Below are 20,456 nucleotides of genomic sequence, written 5' to 3'. Positions count from 1 at the left end.
CTGCCCGGGCGGCGGGGCCGTAGCGGCAAGTGGCCTACTTCTTGCCCTGGTTCTTGACCGCCTCGATCGCGGCCGCGGCGGCGTCCGGGTCGAGGTAGCGGCCGCCCGGGGTGACGGGCTTGAAGTCGGCGTCCAGCTCGTACACCAGCGGGATGCCGGTCGGGATGTTCAGGCCGGCGATGGCCTCGTCGGAGATACCGTCGAGGTGCTTGACCAGCGCGCGCAGGCTGTTGCCGTGGGCGGTGACCAGGACGGTCTTGCCGGCGGCGAGGTCCGGGACGATGGCGTCGTACCAGTACGGGAGCATCCGCTCGACGACGTCCTTCAGGCACTCGGTGCGCGGACGCAGCTCGCTCGGGATCTCGGCGTAGCGGGCGTCACCGGCCTGGGAGTACTCGGCGTCGTCGGCCAGCACCGGCGGCGGGGTGTCGTACGAGCGGCGCCACAGCTGGAACTGCTCCTCGCCGAACTCGGCCAGGGTCTGGGCCTTGTCCTTGCCCTGGAGCGCGCCGTAGTGGCGCTCGTTCAGCCGCCAGGTGCGGCTGACCGGGATCCAGTGCCGGTCGGCCTTGTCCAGGGCGATCTGCGAGGTGCGGATGGCGCGGCGCAGCAGCGAGGTGTGCAGCACGTCGGGAAGCAGGCCCTCGGCGGCCAGGAGCTCGCCGCCGCGGGCGGCCTCCTTCTCGCCCTTCTCGTTGAGGTCGACATCGACCCAACCGGTGAACAGGTTCTTCTGGTTCCACTGGCTCTCGCCGTGGCGGAGCAGGATGAGTCGGTACGTCGTGTCAGCCATGGCCCCCAGCTTAGTGGGGGGGGCGGAAAGCCCCTGGTGGGGACCTACGACCGCTGTGTAATGTGTGACCCGCGCATCTGACACTTACATTCGTCGGCTGACCGGGCCTGCCCGCGCCGCTCAGCGGACGCCTGCCCTCGGGAGCCCCCACATGCTCGTCACCGCCCGGTTCCGAAGAGTGCTCCAGGAGACGGCGGGCGGGCTGCCGCGCCAGTTCTGGTGGCTCTGGGTGAGCACCCTGGTGAACAAGCTGGGCGCGTTCGTCGTTCCGTTCCTGGCGATGTACCTGACCAAGGACCGGGGGTACTCGGCCTCCTACGCGGGCCTGGTGGCCTCGCTGTTCGGCCTCGGCTCGGCCGCCGCGGCACTCCTCGCGGGCGTGCTGACCGACCGGATCGGGCGACGCCCCACGCTGCTGGGCGCCCAGCTCGGCACCGCGCTGTTCACCACCGTGCTCGGCTTCACGGACGGCCAGGTGGCGATCGCCGTGGTGGCCTTCCTGGTGGGCCTGTTCAACAACGCCACCCGGCCGCCCACCTCGGCCGTCATCGCCGACCTGGTGCCGCCCGAGGACCGGGTCCGCGCGTACTCGCTGAACTACTGGGCGGTCAACATCGGCTTCGGCCTCTCGGCCGCCCTGGCCGGTCTGATCGCCACCCACGGGTACCTCACGCTCTTCCTGCTGGACGCGTTCTCCACCCTGGTCTGCGCGCTGGTGATCTTCGTCCGGATCCCGGAGACCAGGCCGCAGGTCGCTCCCGACCAGTCGGCGGACTCCGCCGAACCCCGGATCAGCCTGCTCTCGGTGTTCCGGGACGCCCCGTTCATGGCGCTGGTCGGGCTGACCCTGATGCTCGCGCTGGTCTTCCAGCAGGGCAGCACCACGCTGGCCGTGGACATGGGCGCGGCCGGGATCACTTCCACCGAGTACGGCCTGGTCATCGGCCTGAACGGGCTGCTGATCGTGGTCCTACAGATCCCGCTCACCCGGTGGATGCAGGGCCGCTCGCGGACCGGGCTGCTGATCGCCAGCTGTCTGCTCACCGGCTGGGGCTTCGGGCTGGCGGCGGTGGCCGGGTCCTCGGCCTGGCTGTTCGCGCTCTCGGTGGCGGTCTGGACGGTCGGCGAGATCCTCAACACGCCGGTGATGATGGGCCTGGTCGCCGAGCTGGCGCCGGCCCACGGGCGCGGTCGCTACCAGGGCGTGTTCAGCCTCTCCTGGTCGCTCGCCTCGTTCCTCGGCCCGGCGGGCGGCGGGCTGCTGCTCCAGCACGCCGGGCCGGTGGTGCTCTGGACGACCTGTGGGGCGGTCGGAACCGCCACCGCGGCCGGGTACCTGGTGCTGGCCCGCCGGACGGGCGCGGTGGGGCGCCGCCGGCCCGTGGCGACGGAGGTCGCGGCGCCCGCGGCGGAGCCGGAGAAGGCCCCGGCGGGCGCCTGAGCGGACGGGTCAGCCGGCGTCCGGGGCGTCGGCCCCGGGGGCGGGGGCGTCGGTCCCGGGGGCGGGGGCGGCCAGGTGGGCGAAGGCGGCCAGGTTGCGGGTGGACTCCCCGCGCTTGGTCCGCCACTCCCACTCCCGCCGGATCGCCGTGGCGAAGCCCAGCTCCAGCAGGGTGTCGAACGGCTCGTCGGCGTTCTCCAGCACCGTCCCGAGCAGCCGGTCCACGACCTGCGGGGTGAGCGCCTCCAGCGGCAGCCGGCCGGCCAGGTAGACGTCGCCGAGCGCGTCGATCGCGTACCCGACGCCGTACATCCGGGTGTTGCGTTCCAGCAGCCAGCGGTAGACGGCCTCGTGGTTCTCGTCCGGGCGGCGGATCACGAAGGCGTTCACCGAGAGGGTGTGGTCGCCGACCCGCAGGGCGCAGGCGGTGCTCAGCTTCCGGGTGCCGGGGAGGGCCGCCACCAGCGTGTACGGGTCGGCGGCGGCCGGCTCCCAGGCCACCTCGGCGTCGTCCAGGGCGGTGCGCAGGAGGGTCAGGGCCTCGTCCTTGGTGCGGATTGCCATGGGGGTGACGTTACTCGCCGGTACCGGGCGGGCGCAGCCCCGACGCCCGCGACCTCACCCGCTCGCGGCCTCAGCCCAGGCGCTGCCTGGCCCCGGCGAACCGGCCGCCAGGGCGGGCCATGCTTCCGGCGTACACCTCGGCGGTGGTCGCCGCGGCGGTGTCCCAGCCGAAGGCGGCCGCGTGCCGGGCCGCCGCCTCGCCGCGCCGCGCCACCAGGCCCCGGTCGGTGACGTACGGCTCCAGCGCGTACGACCAGTCCAGCGGGTCATGGCCCTGCACCAGGGTGCCGGTCTCGCCGTCCCGCACCGCGACCGGCAGGCCGCCGACCGCGGCCGCCACCACCGGGGTGCCGCAGGCCTGCGCCTCCAGCGCGACCAGCCCGAAGGACTCGCTGTACGAGGGCATCACCAGCGCCGTCGCCGCGCGGTACCAGTCCGCGAGCTGCGGCTGGCCGACCGGCGGGTGGAACCGCACCACGTCGCAGATGCCCAGCTGGGCGGCGAGCTTGTGCAGGCTCTCCGGCCGGGCCAGCCCGGTGCCGGACGGACCGCCGACCACCGGCACCACCAGGCGCTCGCGCAGCTCCGGACGGCGGGCCAGCAGCGCGGCGACCGCCCGCAGCAGCACGTCCGGGGCCTTCAGCGGCTGGATCCGGCCGGCGAACAGCAGCACCGCGGCGTCCTGCGGCAGGCCCAGCCGGGCCCGCGCGGCGGCGGACGTCCGCGGCCCGCCGGGGCGGAAGACGTCCAGGTTGACCCCGGGGTGGACGACGGCCAGCTGGTCCGGCCGGGCGCCGTAGTGCCGGGCCAGCTCGGCGGCCTCCTCGGTGGTGTTGGCGATCAGCCGGTCGGCCGCCTCCACCACCTGGGTCTCCCCGATCACCCGGGCCGCAGGCTCGGGCGTGTCGCCCACGGCCAGCGCGGCGTTCTTGACCTTCGCCATGGTGTGCATGGTGTGCACCAGCGGCACCCCCCAGCGCTGCGCGGCCAGCCAGCCGACCTGCCCGGAGAGCCAGTAGTGCGAGTGCACCAGGTCGTAGTGGCCGGGGCGGTGGCCCGCCTCCGTCCGCAGCACCCCGTGGGTGAAGGCGCACAGCTGGGCCGGCAGGTCCTCCTTGACCAGGCCCTCGTACGGCCCGGCGGTGACGTGCCGCACCAGCACGCCCGGGGCCAGCTCGACCGTCGGCGCGTCGTCCGAGCAGATCGACCGGGTGAACACCTCGACCTCGATGTCGAGGTCGGCCAGGCGCTTGGCCAGCTCGACGATGTAGACGTTCATCCCGCCGGCGTCCCCGGTGCCGGGCTGGTGCAGCGGCGAGGTGTGGACGCTCAGCATGGCTATCCGGCGCGGGCGGCGGCGGCCGGGGACGAGCGACTGGAGCCGGCCGCGCGCGGGGGCGGCGGACTGGGCACGGCGTACCGAACGGACGGGGTGCTGGATCACCTGGCTGAAGCCTCCTCTGTGCGGCCCGTCTAGGCCGCCCGCGCCGGGCCGCCCGTTGTCCGGTGTGCGCTGCCCCGTCCTGGGCACACATCACCACCAGTGTGCCAACCACACGGACCGCCCGGGGCATTCCCGCCCCCGCCCACCGGCCGGACCGAGGCCCATCGCCCCAGGTCAGCGCGGTCGGCCCGGCGGCCCGACTACCCTTCTGGGCATGGCTGCCTCCTTCGATCCCGCTCCCGCCGCGCCCGCCCGCGGACGGACCGGACGCCCGGTGGGAACGGTCACCCGGGGTACCACCAACACCAACCGGCTGCGCCGGATGGACCGCTGGATCGCCCACACCCTGGGCCGCGCGCTGCGCGCCGCCGACCGCCCGCCGGTCGCGGTGGACCTCGGTTACGGGGCCGCGCCGTGGACCGCCGTCGAACTGGCCGGGCGGCTGCGCACGGTGCGGCCGGACGTCCGGGTGGTCGGGATCGAGATCGAACCGGAGCGGGTCGCCGCCGCGCTGCCGTACGCCGAGCCGCCGCTGCTCACCTTCCGGCGCGGGGGCTTCGAGGTGCCGCTGGACGGGGGCGCGCCGGCCCAGCTGATCCGGGCCGCCAACGTGCTGCGGCAGTACGACGAGTCGGCGGTGGCCGGGGTGTGGGAGCGGCTGTGCGCACGGCTCGCCCCGGACGGGCTGCTGGTCGAGGGCACCTGCGACGAGGTCGGACGGCGGCACGTCTGGGTCGCGCTCGGCCCGGAGGGGCCCCGGACGGTGACCTTCGCGGCCCGGCTGGGCGGCCTCGGCCAGCCCTCCGACCTGGCCGAGCGGCTGCCGAAGGCACTGATCCACCACAACGTGCCGGGGCGGCCGGTGCACGCCTTCCTGACCGACTTCGACCGGGCCTGGGCGGCGGCCGCGCCGTACGGGGCGTTCGGGGCGCGGCAGCGCTGGGCGGCGGCCTGCGCGGCGCTCGCGGGCAGCTGGCCGCTGGTGGACGCGCGCGGCCGGTGGCGGCAGGGCGAGGTCACGGTGCCCTGGTCGGCGCTCGCGCCGTAGCGGGCGGCCGACCGGACCGACCGGACCGACCGGGGAGCCTGCGAGCGCGGGGACGCACGGGAGTTCGCGACAGGCCCGGGAGCGCGCGGAAGGTTGGTGCACGCCGGATCTGGTGAGCGATCCGACGCATTCACTCGAACGAGTTATCGAATATCTATGGCGTGTTGACGCCCCGGCACGCCACGATGGTGCCGACCGAGCGGTGGCACCACACGCCGCTCGCTCGACACCACGCCCCACGCGACACGCCCACGCAACACGCTCCACCGTCAGCCGTCCCGCTCGGACAGCTCCCCCCGAGCCCGCTCGAACACCTCGTACATCTCCGACCCGAACAGCACGAACCGCACCTCCGCCAGCTCCGCCCCCGCCCGCGCGTCACCGCCGTCCAGCACCTCCGCGACGGTGCCGAGCGCGATCCGGGCCGCGTCCGCCGGCGGCCAGCCGTAGATCCCGGCCGACACCGCCGGGAAGGCCACCGTGCGCGCGCCCAGCGCCGCCGCGGTGCGCAGCGACTCCCGATAGCAGGAGGCCAGCAGCCCCGCCCGCTCCTCGTACTCCTCCGCCCGGTACACCGGCCCGACGGTGTGCACCACCCACCGGGCCGGCAGCCGCCCGGCCGTCGTCGCCACCGCCCGACCGGTGGCCAGCCCCTTGCCCCAGTGCGAGGCCCGCAGCTTGCGGCACTCCTCCAGGATCTGGGGGCCGCCCTTGCGGTGGATCGCTCCGTCCACCCCGCCACCGCCCAGCAGGGACGAGTTGGCGGCGTTCACCACCACGTCCACCGACTGTTCCGTGATGTCACCCTCCGCCAGAGTGATCCGTGTCGTCATCGCCCGTCCCTCTCCCCCGGCCGCCCGGCTCCCGCCGGGCCGGGGCCGATTCGCCGTCCTCGTCCAGTCACCACACCGCCACCGGCGTGGCAATAACCACAACGGCGCCGGTCGGCCAGAGAAATCCCCGGAGATCACGTTATGGTCGCGAGAAGTTCCCCGACGCGCGGTGCCAGGCGGGCACTGCGGACGGACGCCGACCGTTACGCAGTCGGGGAAAGGGAGGAACCACCGATGCCCGCAACGGGAGACGGGCGGGCACCTGGTGCCGCGGACCTGCCGGGCGCCCATGACGGCGCCCCCGTCGGTCATGCCCGCAGCCACGCCACGACCGGACCGGCCACGACGGCTCCCCCGATACCCCACCCCCGCTCGCGGGCCGCGCACGCCTCCCACCCGTCCCACGTCTCCGACCCGGCCGGCCCGCCGGCCGCGGACGGACCGGCCGACGGCGCGCCGCTGCGGCTGCTGGTCATCGAGGACGACGACTCGGACGCCCAGCTGATCAAGGCCGCGGTGGCCGACAGCGGCACCTCGATCGAGATCCACTGGGCCCGCGGCCTGGACCAGGCCACCGAACTGCTCGCCCCGCCCGCGCCCTGGGCCCGGCGCGGCCGCTCCCGCACCCCCGAGTTCGGCTGCGTGCTGCTCGACCTCGCCGCGGCCGCCGACCTGCCGCACCCGTCCGACCCCTCGGACGGGCTGGAGGGCCTGCACGAACTGCTCCGCCGGGCCCCGCACACCCCGGTCGTGGTGCTCACCGACGCCGCCGGGGCCGAACTCGGCGCCGCCGCCGTCGCGGCCGGCGCCCAGGACTTCCTGCTCAAGCACGAGACGGACGGCCCGCTGCTCGCCCGCGCCCTGCGCTACGCCGTCGAGCGCAAGCGCGCCGACGAGTCCCAGCGCCGCCTGGTCGAGGCCGAGTTGCGCGGCCAGGAGAACGCCCGCCTCCAGCGCCACCTGCTGCCCACCCCGCTGCTCGACGGCGCCGGGCTCTCCTTCACCCGGCGCTACCGCCCCGGCCGCCGCCGCGCGCTGCTCGGCGGCGACTTCTACGACGCCGTGCGCACCGACGACGGCGCCGTCCACGTCGTGATCGGCGACGTCTGCGGCCACGGCCCGGACGAGGCCGCGCTCGGCGTCGCGCTCCGGATAGCGTGGCGCACCCTGGTCTTCGCCGGCCTCACCGGCGAGGCCCTGCTCACCACCCTCCAGCACGTGCTGGAGCACGAGCGGCGCAGCGACGAGATCTTCGCGACGCTCTGCATGCTGGTCATCGAGCCCGGCGGGGTCGGCAGCGACCTCGACTCGCTCGGCGCCGCCGAAAAGGCCCGGCTCTACCTCGCCGGGCACCCCGCACCGCTGCTGCTCGGCCGGGACCACGCCCCGATCACCCTGCCCGCCGACCTCGCCGGGCCCGCGCTCGGCCTGCTTCCGTGCCATGACGGGCAGGCCGCCTGGCCCGCCCACGAGCTCGAACTGCGGCCCGGCTGGCGGCTGTTGCTCTACACCGACGGGCTGATCGAGGGCCGGGTCGGGGCCGGGTCGCGCCGCCTGGGCCAGGACGGGCTGGCGGACCTGGTCGGCGACCACCAGGCCGCCGGGCTGACCCGGGGGCGGCTGGTCGACAGCGCCATCGCCGAGGTCGAGGAGCTGAACGGCGGCGCGCTGACCGACGACGTCGCGGTGCTGCTGCTGGAACGCAACCCGGTGCAGCTGATCCTCGGCTGACGGGCTCGGAGGCGCGGGTACGGAGGCGCGAGCGCAAGGACGCGGGTATGAAGACGCGGCGGCCCGGGCGGGTGAACTCACCGCCCGGGCCTCCGCGTTCTCCTCGCAGGGCCTACCAGGGGCCGTACGGGCCGGTGTTGCTCCGGCCGCCCCGGCCGCCACCCCCGGTCAGCGCCCGGATCGCCGGACGGACGTCCACCACGTAGACGATCGAGGCGACCAGACCGGCCAGGGTGCCGATGCCGGTGAAGAAGTTCACCCCGAACAGGAAGTCCCAGCCGAAGGAGATCGCCAGGATCGCCACCCAGAAGCCCTTGGTCTTCTTGTCGGCAGCCCGGTAGGCGTCCTCCCGGCGGGTGGCCGCGTCGACCAGCGCGAACATCTTGTAGGCCAGGATGGCGATGGTCGCCCACCAGATCGGGTTCAGGTAGGAAAAGGCCAGAATCTGAAACACTCCGACCATTTCGATCTCCTCTGCTCTCGACTCCGGCGATGCGACCGCCGTCCATCCTGGCACGACGACCGTCCGCAATGGGGTCAACGTCCCACGGTCACCGGTTGTGCCCCGCGGGGCACGAGGTCACTCCGCGGCGTCGGCGGCGTCCTTGCGGGCCCGGGCGGACTTCTTCGGGGTGGGCGCGTCGTCGCTCTCCGCCACCGGCTCGGCCTCGACCCGCTCGACGGTCAGCTCGACCCGCTCGGCCTCGTCCGCCGCGCCAGGGCGGCCCTTGTCCACCACGACCTTGCCGCGCTCGGCCAGTTCGTCGTACGTCTCCTTGGCCTTCACGGCCAGCTCCACCGCGCGGGCCACCTGCTGCAGGGCGAAGCCCTGGGCCCGCTCCTGCAGCGCCCTGAGGTCCGTCGGCAGGGCGGTGACGGTCTCGGTGACCCTGGCCTGCGCCCCGGTCAGCAGCGACTGCGCCTCCTGGAGCCTGGCGGCGGCCATCTCCTGCGCGCCCTTGCGGTCCGCCGCCAGCGCCTCGACCCGGCCAGGCACCTCGCGCAGCTTCTCGTAGGCGAGGTCCCCCGCGCCGGCCAGGGCGTACAGCGGGGTCGGGTCGCCGAGGGTCTTCTTGATCTCATCGGTGATGGGCATCGTTACCGGTCCTCCCGGTGGGTGTTCTGGGTGGCGGCGCCGTCGGCCGTCGGGGTTGGAACCGACGCGGCGTTCTCCTTGAGGAAGGCGTCGTAGACCGCGAGCAGCGCCTGCTTCTGCTGCTCGTTGATCAGCGGATCGGCCAGGATCGAGGCCCTGAGCTCCAGGCCCTCGCCCCGCCGCTCCTCCAGGATCCCGGCCTGGACGTACAGCGTCTCCGCGGAGATCCGCAGCGCCTTGGCGATCTGCTGGAGGATCTCCGCGCTCGGCTTGCGCAGCCCGCGCTCGATCTGGCTGAGGTACGGGTTGGACACGCCGGCGGCCTCCGCCAGCTGACGCAGCGAGTACTGGGCGTTGCGGCGCTGCTCCCGGATGTACTCGCCCAGCGAGCCGACGTTCAGTGAGGCCATGCGGACAGCCTGCAGCACCCTGCTTGCAGATGCAAGCAGGGTGCTAGCGGCAGCAAACGCGCCGGGGCGGGGCCGGGCCCTCGGACCGGCCGCCTGGACGGGGGCCGGGCCCTCGGACCGGCCCGTGGGTGGGGGCGTCAGGCCAGGTGGCTGAGGAGGAGTTCGGTGAGCCGTTCGGGGGTGCGCAGCGGGAGGTAGTGGTCGGCGTCCGGGACGAGGTGGCCGCGGGCGCCGGGGATGTCGGCGGCGAGCCGCCGGGCGATCGCCGCGATCTCCGGGTGGTCGCGGTCGCCGTGGACGACCAGGGTGGGCGCGGTGACGGTGCCGAGGACCGGCTCGGCCGCCCGGGCCGGGGCGCCGGCGAGGTGGTGCTCGCTGACGATCCGGCGGGCCGCGTTCTCCTCGACCATCCTCGCGATCAGCTCGCCGCCCGGTGCGGTGCGGCCCATGGCCGCCCAGACGGAGAGTTCCAGCTCGGCCAGCGCGGCCGCGTCGCCGCGCCGCCGGGCCTCGGCGTAGGCGGTGGTCTCCGGGGACGGCGGCCAGTCGTGACCGCTCACCGAGGCACCGACCAGGCCGAGCGCGGCGACCCGGTCCGGGTGGGCCAGGGCGAAGTCCAGCGCGGTCTCCCCGCCCATGCTCAGGCCGACCAGCGCGGCACTGCGCAGACCGAAGTGGTCCAGGACGGCGCCCAGGTCCGCGATGTCGTCGAAGACCTGCTCCGGCGCGCTGGAGCGGCCGAGGCCGCGGGCGTCGTAACGGATCACGTCGTGGTGCCGGGACAGCTCCGGGACGACGGCGTCCCACAGCCGGGAGTCCATGCCGGAACCGTGCAGCAGCACCACCGGGCTGCCGGAGCCGCGGCGCTCCGCCCACAGCTGGCCGCCGCCGGGGGCGGGGACGTGGACCTCGGTGACGGGGGGTTCGGTGTTCCGGCTCATGCGGTGATCATTCCAGAGCCGCTGTCAGGCCGTTCGGCCAGGCGGCCGGGGCGCAGGACGGTCAGGGCGTCTCGGGCAGCCGGATGGGCATCAGGACGGAGAAGGTGCCCGCCCGGCCCGGGGTGCGGACGGCCAACGGGGCGATCGGGCCGCCGAGTTCGAGGAGCAGCTGTTCGGGCCGCCCGGCGTCGAGGGCGTCGAGGGCGTCGAGCAGGAAGTCCCGGTTGACGGCCAGTCGGTAGCCCTCGGGCGCCGGGTCGTCGGCGACGGTCAGGCGGCCGTCCCCGGTCAGGGTCAGGACGGTGACCTGGCAGTCGGCGCCGTCCGGGCCGGAGGGCAGGGTGCGGGTGGCGCCGGCCTCGACGGCGGCGCGCAGTTCGGCGGCGGACTGGGTGATCCGGTGCTCCGGTTCAAGCCGGGTGACGGCCCGGTGGTCGGGGTAGTCGAGGTCCGGCGCGACGCCCTCGATGCGATGCTCCCCGACCTCGGCCCGGACCGGTCCCCCGCCGAGGGTGAGCACCACGTCCGCCGGTCCGGCGACGAGCAGCGCGCGCAGCGCGTCCACCAGCGCGGTCGGGACGATCGTGCCGGCCACCGGCCGCTCGGGCGTCCCGCCGGTGGCGGGCACCTCGGCGAGGGCCATCCGGTAGCGGTCGGTGGCGACCAGGCGCAGCACCGGGCCGTCCGGCTCGAAGAGCACCCCGGCGAGCGCGGGCAGCTCCGGGTCCCCGCAGACCGCGAAGCGGACCGCGTCCAGGGCGGCCGCGAGGTCCTCGGCCGGGACGGTGAGCCGGAGTGCGGCGGGGGTGGTGGTCATCGGCTGCTCCCTCTGGTCGATCATCGCGTGGATCAGGGAGAGTTCGCGGCGGGCGTCGGCGAGGCCGTCCTCCAGCCGTCGCAGGTGCGCGTCGAGCACCTGCCGGGCCTCGCCGCCGCCGGGTGCGGCGCCGAGCACGGCGCGGATGCCGGCCAGCGGCAGGCCGACCCTGCGCAGCCGGGCCAGCAGCCGGGCGTCGGCGAGCTGGCCGGGCCGGTACCAGCGGTAGCCGGTCTGCGGATCGACCCAGGCCGGGGTGAGCACCTCGGCGCCGTCGTAGTAGCGCAGGGTGCCGACGCCCAGGCCGCTGGCGCGGGCCAGTTCGCCGATGCTGTGCAGCTCGCTCTCCATGCCCGGTGACTCTGCGGGCTCGACCTGGTCGAGGGTCAAGCCGGGCCGGACCGGCCGGGGGCGGACGTGGAGGCGGAGGCGGAGGCGGAGGCGGAGGCGGAGGCGGGGTCGGGGTCGGCGAGGTGGGCCAGCTTGTCCGGGTTGCGGACGCTGCGGATCTCGGCGATCCGCACGGTGCCGTCCGGCTGCTCGGCGAACTCGAACACCGCGACGGAGTCGACGGCGCCGTCCACGGTGATCAGCACGCCGGGATCCCCGTTGACCAGGACCGGCCGGACACCGGCCCCCTCGCCGAGCCGGCTGAGCACCCCGAGGACGAAGCGGGCGACGTTCTCGGCACCGTTGATCGGCCGCAGCGCGGCGCGGATCACCCCACCGCCGTCCGTCCAGCCGGTGACGTCGGGGGCGAGCAGTTCCAGCATCCGGTTGAGGTCGCCGCCGACGCAGGCCGCCAGGAACTCGTCGGTGGCGCGGCGGCGCAGCTCGGGCGGTGCGTCGTAGCGCGGCCGGCCGGCGCGCACGTGCGCCCGGGCCCGGCTGCCGATCTGGCGGCAGGCGGCCTCGGTGCGTCCCACGGCCTCGGCGATCTCCTGGTAGGAGAAGCCGAAGGCCTCCTTGAGCACGAACACCGCCCGCTCCAGCGGGGACAGGCTCTCCAGCACCACCAGCAGGGCCAGCGAGACGGTCTCGGCCCGCTCGACGCCGCCAGTCGCGTCCGGCTCGGTGACCAGCGGCTCGGGCAGCCAGGGGCCGACGTAGGACTCGCGGCGGACGGCGGCCGAGTCCAGCTTGTTGAGCGCGAGGTTGGTGACCGTACGGGCCAGGAAGCCGCCGGGGCTGGCGACCGGGCCGGTGACGCCGCTCCAGCGCAGCCAGGTGTCCTGGACCAGGTCCTCGGCGTCGGCGACGCTGCCGAGCATCCGGTAGGCGATGCCGAAGACCATCCGCCGGTGCTGCTCGAAGTCGGCCAGCCGGGTGCCGGTCTCGTGGGTGTCGGTCACCCTCGCGACGTTACCGCATGGTAGCCACGGCGCTCGGGCGCTCAGCTCCGGAAGGCCTCGTAGGCGGGGCCGAGCACGGTGGCGAGGTCGCGGCCGTGCACGGTGATGCCGGAGCGGCCGAGACGGCGCAGCGAGGGCTCGTCCGGGCCGTGCTCGTCCTCGTCCTCCGCCGGGGCGGGCCGCAGGGTGAAGTCGCCGCGCCAGTAGGCGGCGACGTTGACCACGGGCGGTCTGGGTTCGTCGGTCACGCGTCCTCCTCGGCCACGGCGTCCTCCCGGGTGAGGGCGACCAGTTCGCGCAGCGCCTCGACCGGCAGGTCGGTGAGCCAGCGCTCCCCCTCCCCCACCACCGTCTCGGCCAACGAGCGCTTGGCGGTGAGCAGTTCGTCGATCCGTTCCTCGACGGTGCCGACGCAGACCAGCCGGCGGACCTGGACGTCCCGGCGCTGGCCGATCCGGAAGGCGCGGTCGGTGGCCTGCTCCTCGACCGCAGGGTTCCACCAACGGTCCAGGTGGATCACCTGGTTGGCGGCGGTCAGGTTGAGTCCGGTGCCGCCGGCCCGCAGCGAGAGCAGGAACACCCTCGGCCCGTCCGGGGACTGGAAGCGCTCGACCAGCTCCTCGCGGCGCGCCCGCGACAGTCCGCCGTGCAGGTAGAGCACCTCCTCGCCGAGCCGGCGCCGCAGGTACGGGCGGAGCATCGCGCCGAACTCGGCGTACTGGGTGAAGACCAGCGTCCGGTCGCCCTCGGCCAGCGCCTCCTCCAGCAGTTCGGCCAGCCGGGCGACCTTGCCCGAGCGCCCGCCCACCGCCGAGCCGTCGTGCAGCAGTTGGGCCGGGTGGTTGCAGACCTGCTTGAGCTTGCCGATCGCGGCCAGCACGGTGCCGCGCCGCTCGACGCCCCGGATGCCCTCGACCCGCCGCAGCAGGTCGGCGACCACAGCCTGGTAGAGACCGGCCTGCTCGGCGGTGAGGTTGCACCAGACGGTCATCTCCTGCTTGGCCGGCAGCTCCGCCGCCAAGGCTGGGTCGGACTTGACCCGGCGTAGCACGAACGGGGCGGTGCGGCGCCGGAGTTCGGCGGTGCGTTCGGGGCTGCGGTGCAGCTCGACCGGGATCGCGTAGCGCTCCTTGAAGCGCTCGGCCGGGCCGAGCAGGCCGGGGTTGGCGAAGTCCAGGACGGCGTGCAGTTCGGAGAGCCGGTTCTCCACCGGGGTGCCGGTGAGGGCGATCCGGTGCCGGGTGACGGGCAGCGAGCGGATCGCCCTGGACTGCGCGGTGCCGGTGTTCTTGATGTGCTGGGCCTCGTCGGCGACCACCCGGCGCCAGCGGATCGCGCGCAGCGCCGCGAGGTCGCGCTGGACCAGCCCGTAGGTGGTGATGACCAGGTCCACGCCCCTGACGGCTGCGGCGAGTCGCTCCGCGCCGAGGCGGCCGGCGCCGTGGTGGACGTACCGCCGCAGGCCGGGGGCGAAGCGCTCGGCCTCGCGCTGCCAGTTGCCGACCAGGGACATCGGGCAGACCAGCAGGGTCGGGCCGGCGGGCCGCTCGGAGTCCTCGTCGGAGGCCTTCCCGGAGCCCTCGTCGGAGGCCTTCTCGGAGGCCTTCTCGGACGCGAGCAGGGCGAGGGTCTGGACGGTCTTGCCGAGGCCCATGTCGTCGGCCAGCACGGCGCCGAGGCCGAGCCCGGACATGGTCCTCAGCCAGGCCAGCCCGCGCTCCTGGTACGGGCGCAGCTCGGCCCGGAAGTCCGGTGGCAGCTCGGGCGCCGGGGCGGCACCGGCCCGCCCGGCGAGCAGTTCGCCGAGCGGGCCGTCCGCGCGCACCGAGGTGACCGGCAGCCCGGCGACCGTCGCCGCCGGGTCCAGGGCGAGCCGCAGCAGTTCGCCGGTGGCGAGCACGCCCTCGCGCCGGTCGGCGAGGAAGGCGAGGGCGGCGGCGATCTGGGCCGGGTCGGCCTCCAGCCAGGTGCCCCGCAGCCGGACCAACCCCTGCTTGGCGGAGGCGAGTTCGGCCAGCTCCCGCTCGGTGAGCGGGCTCTCCTCCGGGCCGAGCGCGGCCTGCCAGCGGAAGGCGACCACGGCGTCCCGGTCCACCTGGCTGGTGACGGCGAGCGAGCCGGGCGCGGGCGGGGTGGTGGCGCGCAGGGCGAGTCCGAGCCTGGGGCGGCGGCGCCACCAGGCGGGCAGCAGCACCCCGAAGCCGCCCTCGGCGAGGGCGGGCGCGGCGGTGCGCAGGAAGTCCAGCGCGCCGGCCCGGTCGAGCGGCAGGGCGGACGGGCGGGAGCGGTGGCGCAGCCCGTCCAGGGCGGGCCAGCGGTGGGCGGCGCGGGCGAGTTCGGCGACCAGGACGTCGACCGGGTCGGCGGCCTTGCGGGCGAGCGCGGCCTCGGCGGCGCCGCCTTCGAGCAGGTCGGCGGCGCGGACCAGCAGGGAGGGCTCGTCCACGGCCTGGAGCAGGAACTCCAGCCGCCAGGCGTCGTCGGAGGGGCTGCCCTCGGGGTCGTCCGGGTCGGGGCCGAGCGGCTCGACCAGGCGGAAGCAGAGCCGCAGCGCCGGATCGACGGGCTCGGCGGCGGCGTACCAGGCGCCGAGCCGGCGGCGCAGTTCGGCGAACTCCTCGGGCGGGGCGCCGTCGAGCCCGGCGTCGGGGGCGGTGAGGGCGTGCAGCCACCGTTCGGCGGCGGCCCCGGCCCCACCGGGCGGCGGGAAGGGCGTGTCGGCCAGCGCGGCGCGGGCCTCGGCGTCCACCAGCGCGCCCAGGGCGGCGTCCAGCAGCGCCTCGCCGCTGCCGGGCCCGTGCGGCCACTCCCCCAGCAGGACGGGCGGGCAGCCGGCGGCCAGGGCGGCGGCCTCGTGGCGCCCGGCGGGGGTGAGGTCGGGCAGCCACCGGGCCTGCGGCCGGCCGTCGGCGGCGGCCACGGGCACCGGCAGCACCCGGCCCCGGCCGACCGTCCGCCAGGCGAGGTCGTGCACCCCGGTGAGCCAGCGCAGCGAGGGGCCGTGGACCACCTCGACCCGCCCGGCTCCGGGCAGGTCGGTGCCGGTGACGGCCCAGACCGGGTCGAAGACCTCGCCGAGCAGCTGGGCGGCGGCTCCGGCGTCGAACAGCAGCGCCGGCACCCGCCAGGGGGCGAGCACGGCACCGCCGCGCGGCGGGGTGACCGACAGGTCGGGCGAGGGCGCGGGGACGGCCCCGACGGTGGGCAGCAGCAGGGTGGCCCAGCGTTCGGGGGCCTGCCCGGCGAGCCAGCCGAGGCCCGGGCCGATGCCGCCGAGCACGACGGCGAGTTCGGCGGCCGGGCAGGCGTAGGGGTGGGCGCGCGGCGCGGGGCGGTCGGGGCGCCGGGCGGCGGCGCCCGGGTGGGCGCGGGCGTCCTCGGCCCAGAGCGCCAGCCGCCCGTCCGCCCGCCAGAGCGCGTGGAGGACGAACATCGGGGGCCTTCCGGGCGTACTGGGACCGTCCTTCGCAGCCTAACCGGGAGGGCCGACAGGCCGGTCCGTCGAGCCGTTCGGGGGAAGCCGGAAAGCTGTGGTTGAAAGTTGAACGACATTGCCCTATGGTGGAGCCAACAAGTTGAAGCCTAAACAACTGGCTTCGAACCAAGGAGGAAGCCATGGGCCTGTTCAACCGCACCAAGACCGTCACCGCCCCCGCCGCGACCGCCGTCCAGACCCCGGCCGGCCCGGACCTCGCCCACCTGACCGGCGACTGGACCATCGACAACACCCACAGCGAGATCGGCTTCTCCGTCCGCCACGCGATGGTCACCAACGTCAAGGGCCGCTTCACCGAGTACGACGGCAAGCTGCACCTGGACGGGACCCACCCGGGCAACTCCTCGGCCGAGCTGGTGATCAAGGTCGGGAGCATCGACACCAACCAGGCCCAGCGCGACGAGCACCTGCGCACCGGTGACTTCTTCTCCGTCGACACCCACCCGGAGATCCACTTCCGCAGCACCTCCGCCCAGCTGGTCCACGGCGACTCGTACCGGATGACCGGCGACCTCACCATCAAGGGCACCACCCGCCCGGTCGTGCTGGACCTGGAGTACACCGGCAGCGCCACCGACGCGTACGGCGCCAACCGGGTCGGCTTCGAGGGCAAGGCCGTCGTCGACCGCACCGACTTCGGTCTGACCTACAACGCGGCGCTGGAGACCGGCGGCGTGCTGATCGGCGAGAAGGTCAAGCTCAGCTTCGACATCTCCGCCGTCAAGGCGGCCTGAGCCGCCTGACCCCCAGGAGCACCGTCCCTGCCCTTCCCCCCGGGGCAGGGGCGGTTTCCAACGTTCCCCCTCCCCCGCCGCGTTGCCGCCTCCCCCGCCGCGCCGCCGACGGCCTCCGGCCGCCTACCCCGGTGACGGCAGCAGCGCCGCGTCCGCCGCGGGCAGCCAGCCGCCCGCCGGGCGGCGCAGCCAGCCCTCGGCCGGGCCGAGCGCGCCCGCCGCGGCGGCCAGCGCCCGCAGCCCCGGATGACGGTCGCCGGGCCGGTGCACCAGGCTGACCAGGCTCAGCGGCACCGGCTCCACCAGCGGCACGTTCACCGTCCCCGGGATCCGCGGGCCGCCGACCGTGGTCAGCATCGGATCCCCGTGCCGGGCGAGGTAGCGGGCGGTCTCGTCCACACCCACCGGCGGCACGTACGGCGCCGCCGCCGTCAGGCCGTGCTCGCGCAGCAGCCGGGCGCCGAGGTCGGCCCACTCGGTGGTGGCCGGGTTGCCCGCGCAGACGTCCACGGGGTGCCCGGTCAGATCGGCCAGGCGCAGCGCGCGGCGGTCGGCCAGCGGATGGGTGTCCGCCATCATCACCGAGATCCGCTCCAACCGCACCGGCAGTTGGACAAGTTGGCCGCGCACCCCGGCGGGCAGCCCGGCGAAGCGGCCGAAGGAGGCGTCCAGCCGGTGGGCCAGCAGCTCGGCGGCGGCCGCGGCCAGGCCGCCGTGGAAGCGGGCCAGCAGTTCGCCCTCCGGCCAGGCGGCGCGGGCCCGTTCGAGCACCCGGTCGGTGGTCAGGTCCGGGCCGGTGACGTCGCTGTTGAGGTCGATCAGCAGCGGCCGGGCACCGGCCCCGGTTACGGTCGCCGCCTCCGCGAGGATCTCGTCGTGCAGGGCCAGGAACCGGCGCGCCCGGGGCAGCAGGCGCCGCCCGGCCGGGGTGAGTTCGACGCTGCGGGTGGTGCGGGCGAACAGCGCGTCGCCGAGCAGTCCCTCCAAACTCCGGACGTCCCGGCTGAGCGCCTGCTGGGCGATGTGCAGCCGCTCGGCGGCCCGGCCGAAGTGCAGGGTCTCGGCGGTCGCGACGAAGCCGCGCAGCAGTCGGGGGTGCAGGTCACGGGGCATGGGCGGCAGATTAACAACGGCGTGTTGTGAGTGCGGCGAAACAGGTGTTGGACGCCCGCCTGCCGACGGCGCCAGGCTGTGGGAACCCCCGCCTTCCCCCGCTCACAGGAGCACCATGCCCTCGCCCGCCCTCCTCGCCTCCTACCGGCGGCTGTTCGCGGCCCCCGGCGCCGTCGCCTTCACCCTGGCCGGGCTGCTGGGCCGGCTGGCGCTGTCGATGTACGGCGTCTCGCTGGTGGTGCTGCTCTCCGAGCGGCGCGGCTCGTACGGGCTGGCCGGGGCGGTCTCGGCGGCCGGGCTGGTCTTCGGCGCGATCGGGATGCCGCTGATCGGACGGCTGGTGGACCGCTACGGGCAGGCGCGGGTGACGGTGCCGGCCGCGCTGTACAGCGCCGTTCCGATGGCCGCCCTGCTGCTCTGCGTGCACCTCGGCGCGCCCGACTGGACGCTGTTCCTCAGCTCCGCGGCCTGCTCGGCCACGCCCAACCTCGGCGGCATGGCCCGCTCCCGCTGGGCGCACCTGTACCGGGACGACCCGGCCGCGCGACACCTGGCCAACTCCTTCGAGCAGGCGCTGGACGAACTGTGCTTCATGGCCGGGCCGGTGCTCGCGATGCTGCTCTGCACGACGCTCGCCCCGGAGGCCGGGATGATCGCCACCGGCGCCCTCGGCACCGTCGGCGCCCTGCTCTTCGCCGCCCAGCGCCGCACCGAACCCCCGCCACCCGTCCGGGAATCCACCGAGCGGCGGCACGGATCGCCGCTGCGGGCACCCGGGCTGCGGGTGCTGGTGCTGACCTTCCTCGCGACCGGCATGGTCTTCGGCGCGACCGAGATCACCACCGTGGCGTACGCCGACGCGCTCGGCCACAAGGCGACGGCCGGTCTGCTGCTGGCCCTGGTCGCGGGCGGCTCCTGCGTGGCCGGGCTGCTGTTCGGCCTGCTGACGCCGCGCCGGGCTCCGGGCACCCGCTTCCTGCTCTGCGCCGCGGCGATGGCCGCGGTGCTGCTGCTGCCACTCGCCGCCGGACTGGGCGGGGCCGGGCTCGGGGCACTCGGCGTGGCGCTGTTCGCGGCCGGCACCGCCACCGCGCCGACCATGGTGACCGGGATGACGCTGGTCCAGGAGCTGCTGCCGCAGCGGCAGTTCAACGAGGGCATGGCGATGGCGGTGTCCGGCATCGTGGTCGGCATCTCGGCCGGGGCGGCGCTCGCCGGGACGGTCGCCGAGCAGGCCGCTCCGGGCACCGGCTACGCCCTGCCCGCCGCGGCCGCCGGGCTCGCGCTGCTGATCGCGCTGGCCGGGCGGCGACACCTGACGGCGCGGAAGGCGGCGGCGGGTTCGCCGGGCGAGAGCGCGGCGGAAAATGCCGAGCAGATTGTCAGTGGCACCCTCTAACGTCGAGGCATGGGGGAAATCACCTACGTCCGAGGCGATGCCACCACGCCCCAGGGCAAGGGCGTGAAGGTGATCGCGCACATCTGCAACGATCTCGGCGGCTGGGGCAGGGGCTTCGTGCTCGCGCTCTCCAGACGCTGGCCCGAGCCCGAGGCGGCGTACCGGCGCTGGCACCGGGAGCGGGCGAAGAACGACTTCGGCCTCGGGGCCGTCCAACTGGTCCCGGTCGGTCCGCACCTCTGGGTGGCCAACCTGGTCGGCCAGCGGGGCATCCGGACGGGGCGCTCCACCGGGGTGCCGGTGCGGTACGAGGCGATCGACACCGGGCTGGCCGCACTCGGCGAGCACGCTCTCCGGCTCGGCGCCTCCGTCCACATGCCGCGGATCGGCTGCGGCCTGGCGGGCGGGCGCTGGGAGCGGGTCGAGCCGCTGGTCACCGCCCGGCTGACGGCCCGGGGCGTACCGGTGACGGTCTACGACGTCGACTGACCCGACCCGACCACCTCCACTTCACCGATCCACCGGCTCCGGCCGGTCGGGACCGGGCGCCACGCGCCCGGCCGGCCAGGCGTACACGTACTCGGGCAGCAGGAATCCGCCGGGGAACTCACCCTCCTGCGCCCGGACCCGCTCGGCGCCCTCGCGCTCGTAGAAGGCGATCGCCCGGGTGTTGTCCCGCAGCACCTCCAGGGAGAGTCCGGCCCCGGGGTGCCGCTCGGCGACATGGGCACGGCCGGCGGTCAGCAGCTCGCGGCCGATGCCGCCCCCGTTCAGGCCGGGGCGCACGTGCAGGTTGTCGATCAGCACCCCGCCGTCCGGCTGCGGGACGAGATAGATGAACCCGGCCACCGCACCGGCCTGTTCGGCCACCAGGAGCTCGGGCGTGTTCTCCGGCTCCCCGTAGTCGACTTCCAACCGCAGTTTCCACAGCTCACGCCGCTGGGCGACCATCCCGTCGCCCAGCCCCTCCGCCGGGACGATCCCCCGGTAGGTGGTGCGCCAACTGGCGGCGTGCAGTTCGGCGATGGACTCGGCGTCCTGCACTCCGCCGCGCCGGATGACGGTCCGCCCTGAACTGATCATGTGACCAGCCTCCCACAGAGATGGAGTTGAACATGTTCAACCGATACGCCTACAGTGTTGCCCAGCTTTTGAACGCGTTCGAAATGTTGGCGGTCGTCGTGGCACCGGGTGCGGAGGGGTCATCCGGTACCACGAACACCGACACCGGATGGAACGTCGTC

Annotated in this window: 20 protein-coding genes; 6 read left to right on the top strand and 14 right to left on the bottom strand. The window is 75.0% G+C overall.

Annotated elements, in window-relative coordinates; all coding sequences use genetic code 11:
• Positions 1-34: 34 nt before the first annotated feature.
• On the bottom strand, positions 35-793 hold the full coding sequence (locus tag ACZ5OX_RS08905) for a phosphoglyceromutase (RefSeq protein ID WP_465629335.1): 759 nt from the start codon (positions 791-793) through the stop codon (positions 35-37).
• A 151-nt stretch (positions 794-944) separates the two neighbouring features.
• Between ACZ5OX_RS08905 and ACZ5OX_RS08900 the strand changes: the two genes are divergently transcribed.
• A complete protein-coding gene (locus tag ACZ5OX_RS08900) occupies positions 945-2,234 on the top strand; it encodes an MDR family MFS transporter (protein WP_465629334.1) in 1,290 nt (429 codons plus the stop codon).
• A gap of 9 nt (positions 2,235-2,243) precedes the next feature.
• Here the strand turns inward: ACZ5OX_RS08900 and ACZ5OX_RS08895 are convergent, their stop codons facing one another.
• Both ACZ5OX_RS08895 and mshA read right to left on the bottom strand, forming a co-directional pair.
• A complete protein-coding gene (locus ACZ5OX_RS08895) occupies positions 2,244-2,798 on the bottom strand; it encodes a type III secretion system chaperone family protein (RefSeq protein ID WP_465629333.1) in 555 nt (184 codons plus the stop codon).
• Between the two features lie 70 nt (positions 2,799-2,868).
• A complete protein-coding gene (mshA, locus tag ACZ5OX_RS08890; RefSeq protein WP_465629332.1) occupies positions 2,869-4,242 on the bottom strand; it encodes a D-inositol-3-phosphate glycosyltransferase in 1,374 nt (457 codons plus the stop codon).
• A gap of 214 nt (positions 4,243-4,456) precedes the next feature.
• On the opposite strand from mshA, the gene ACZ5OX_RS08885 reads away from it, so the two are divergent.
• A complete protein-coding gene (locus ACZ5OX_RS08885; RefSeq protein ID WP_465629331.1) occupies positions 4,457-5,290 on the top strand; it encodes a methyltransferase domain-containing protein in 834 nt (277 codons plus the stop codon).
• 269 nt (positions 5,291-5,559) lie between these two features.
• Here ACZ5OX_RS08885 and ACZ5OX_RS08880 read toward each other — a convergent pair whose 3' ends face one another.
• Positions 5,560-6,123: an O-acetyl-ADP-ribose deacetylase gene (locus tag ACZ5OX_RS08880; RefSeq protein WP_465629330.1), complete on the bottom strand. Its 564-nt coding sequence runs from the start codon at positions 6,121-6,123 to the stop codon at positions 5,560-5,562.
• Between the two features lie 234 nt (positions 6,124-6,357).
• Here ACZ5OX_RS08880 and ACZ5OX_RS08875 point away from each other — a divergent pair, with 234 nt between their 5' ends.
• A complete protein-coding gene (locus ACZ5OX_RS08875) occupies positions 6,358-7,854 on the top strand; it encodes a PP2C family protein-serine/threonine phosphatase (protein ID WP_465629329.1) in 1,497 nt (498 codons plus the stop codon).
• Between the two features lie 112 nt (positions 7,855-7,966).
• On the opposite strand, the gene ACZ5OX_RS08870 is transcribed toward ACZ5OX_RS08875, so the two are convergent.
• From ACZ5OX_RS08870 to ACZ5OX_RS08835, 8 genes are all read right to left on the bottom strand, one after another.
• Positions 7,967-8,236 carry a DUF2516 family protein gene (locus tag ACZ5OX_RS08870; protein ID WP_392868765.1) on the bottom strand — a complete coding sequence of 90 codons (270 nt, stop codon included), beginning with the start codon at positions 8,234-8,236 and terminating at the stop codon, positions 7,967-7,969.
• 198 nt (positions 8,237-8,434) lie between these two features.
• Positions 8,435-8,950 (bottom strand): hypothetical protein, encoded by a 516-nt coding sequence (locus tag ACZ5OX_RS08865; protein WP_465629328.1) that lies wholly within the window; start codon positions 8,948-8,950, stop codon positions 8,435-8,437.
• Between the two features lie 2 nt (positions 8,951-8,952).
• Complete coding sequence (locus ACZ5OX_RS08860) at positions 8,953-9,360, bottom strand: helix-turn-helix domain-containing protein (protein WP_392867915.1); 408 nt, start codon at positions 9,358-9,360, stop codon at positions 8,953-8,955.
• 137 nt (positions 9,361-9,497) lie between these two features.
• Complete coding sequence (locus ACZ5OX_RS08855; protein WP_465629327.1) at positions 9,498-10,301, bottom strand: alpha/beta fold hydrolase; 804 nt, start codon at positions 10,299-10,301, stop codon at positions 9,498-9,500.
• A gap of 61 nt (positions 10,302-10,362) precedes the next feature.
• Positions 10,363-11,469: a MerR family transcriptional regulator gene (locus ACZ5OX_RS08850; RefSeq protein WP_465629326.1), complete on the bottom strand. Its 1,107-nt coding sequence runs from the start codon at positions 11,467-11,469 to the stop codon at positions 10,363-10,365.
• A 35-nt stretch (positions 11,470-11,504) separates the two neighbouring features.
• Positions 11,505-12,470 (bottom strand): RNA polymerase sigma-70 factor, encoded by a 966-nt coding sequence (locus tag ACZ5OX_RS08845; protein ID WP_465629325.1) that lies wholly within the window; start codon positions 12,468-12,470, stop codon positions 11,505-11,507.
• A 41-nt stretch (positions 12,471-12,511) separates the two neighbouring features.
• Positions 12,512-12,718, bottom strand: a complete 207-nt coding sequence (locus ACZ5OX_RS08840; protein WP_465629324.1) for a hypothetical protein — start codon at positions 12,716-12,718, stop codon at positions 12,512-12,514.
• Positions 12,715-15,903, bottom strand: a complete 3,189-nt coding sequence (locus ACZ5OX_RS08835) for a DEAD/DEAH box helicase (protein ID WP_465629323.1) — start codon at positions 15,901-15,903, stop codon at positions 12,715-12,717. The genes ACZ5OX_RS08840 and ACZ5OX_RS08835 overlap by 4 nt, the downstream gene beginning before the upstream one ends.
• A gap of 182 nt (positions 15,904-16,085) precedes the next feature.
• Here ACZ5OX_RS08835 and ACZ5OX_RS08830 point away from each other — a divergent pair, with 182 nt between their 5' ends.
• Entirely contained in the window at positions 16,086-16,700 is a 615-nt protein-coding gene (locus tag ACZ5OX_RS08830; protein ID WP_449788333.1) for a YceI family protein, read from the top strand.
• A gap of 123 nt (positions 16,701-16,823) precedes the next feature.
• On the opposite strand, the gene ACZ5OX_RS08825 is transcribed toward ACZ5OX_RS08830, so the two are convergent.
• Complete coding sequence (locus tag ACZ5OX_RS08825) at positions 16,824-17,813, bottom strand: LysR family transcriptional regulator (RefSeq protein WP_465629322.1); 990 nt, start codon at positions 17,811-17,813, stop codon at positions 16,824-16,826.
• 115 nt (positions 17,814-17,928) lie between these two features.
• Here ACZ5OX_RS08825 and ACZ5OX_RS08820 point away from each other — a divergent pair, with 115 nt between their 5' ends.
• Positions 17,929-19,212, top strand: a complete 1,284-nt coding sequence (locus tag ACZ5OX_RS08820) for an MFS transporter (protein WP_465629321.1) — start codon at positions 17,929-17,931, stop codon at positions 19,210-19,212.
• Between the two features lie 9 nt (positions 19,213-19,221).
• Positions 19,222-19,701, top strand: a complete 480-nt coding sequence (locus tag ACZ5OX_RS08815; RefSeq protein WP_465629320.1) for a macro domain-containing protein — start codon at positions 19,222-19,224, stop codon at positions 19,699-19,701.
• Positions 19,702-19,722: 21 nt separating this feature from the next.
• Here the strand turns inward: ACZ5OX_RS08815 and ACZ5OX_RS08810 are convergent, their stop codons facing one another.
• Entirely contained in the window at positions 19,723-20,295 is a 573-nt protein-coding gene (locus ACZ5OX_RS08810) for a GNAT family N-acetyltransferase (RefSeq protein WP_465629319.1), read from the bottom strand.
• Positions 20,296-20,456: the final 161 nt, after the last annotated feature.

The sequence above is a fragment of the Kitasatospora sp. NPDC032121 genome (assembly GCF_055580145.1).
This window is presented reverse-complemented; position numbering and strand designations above follow the sequence as displayed.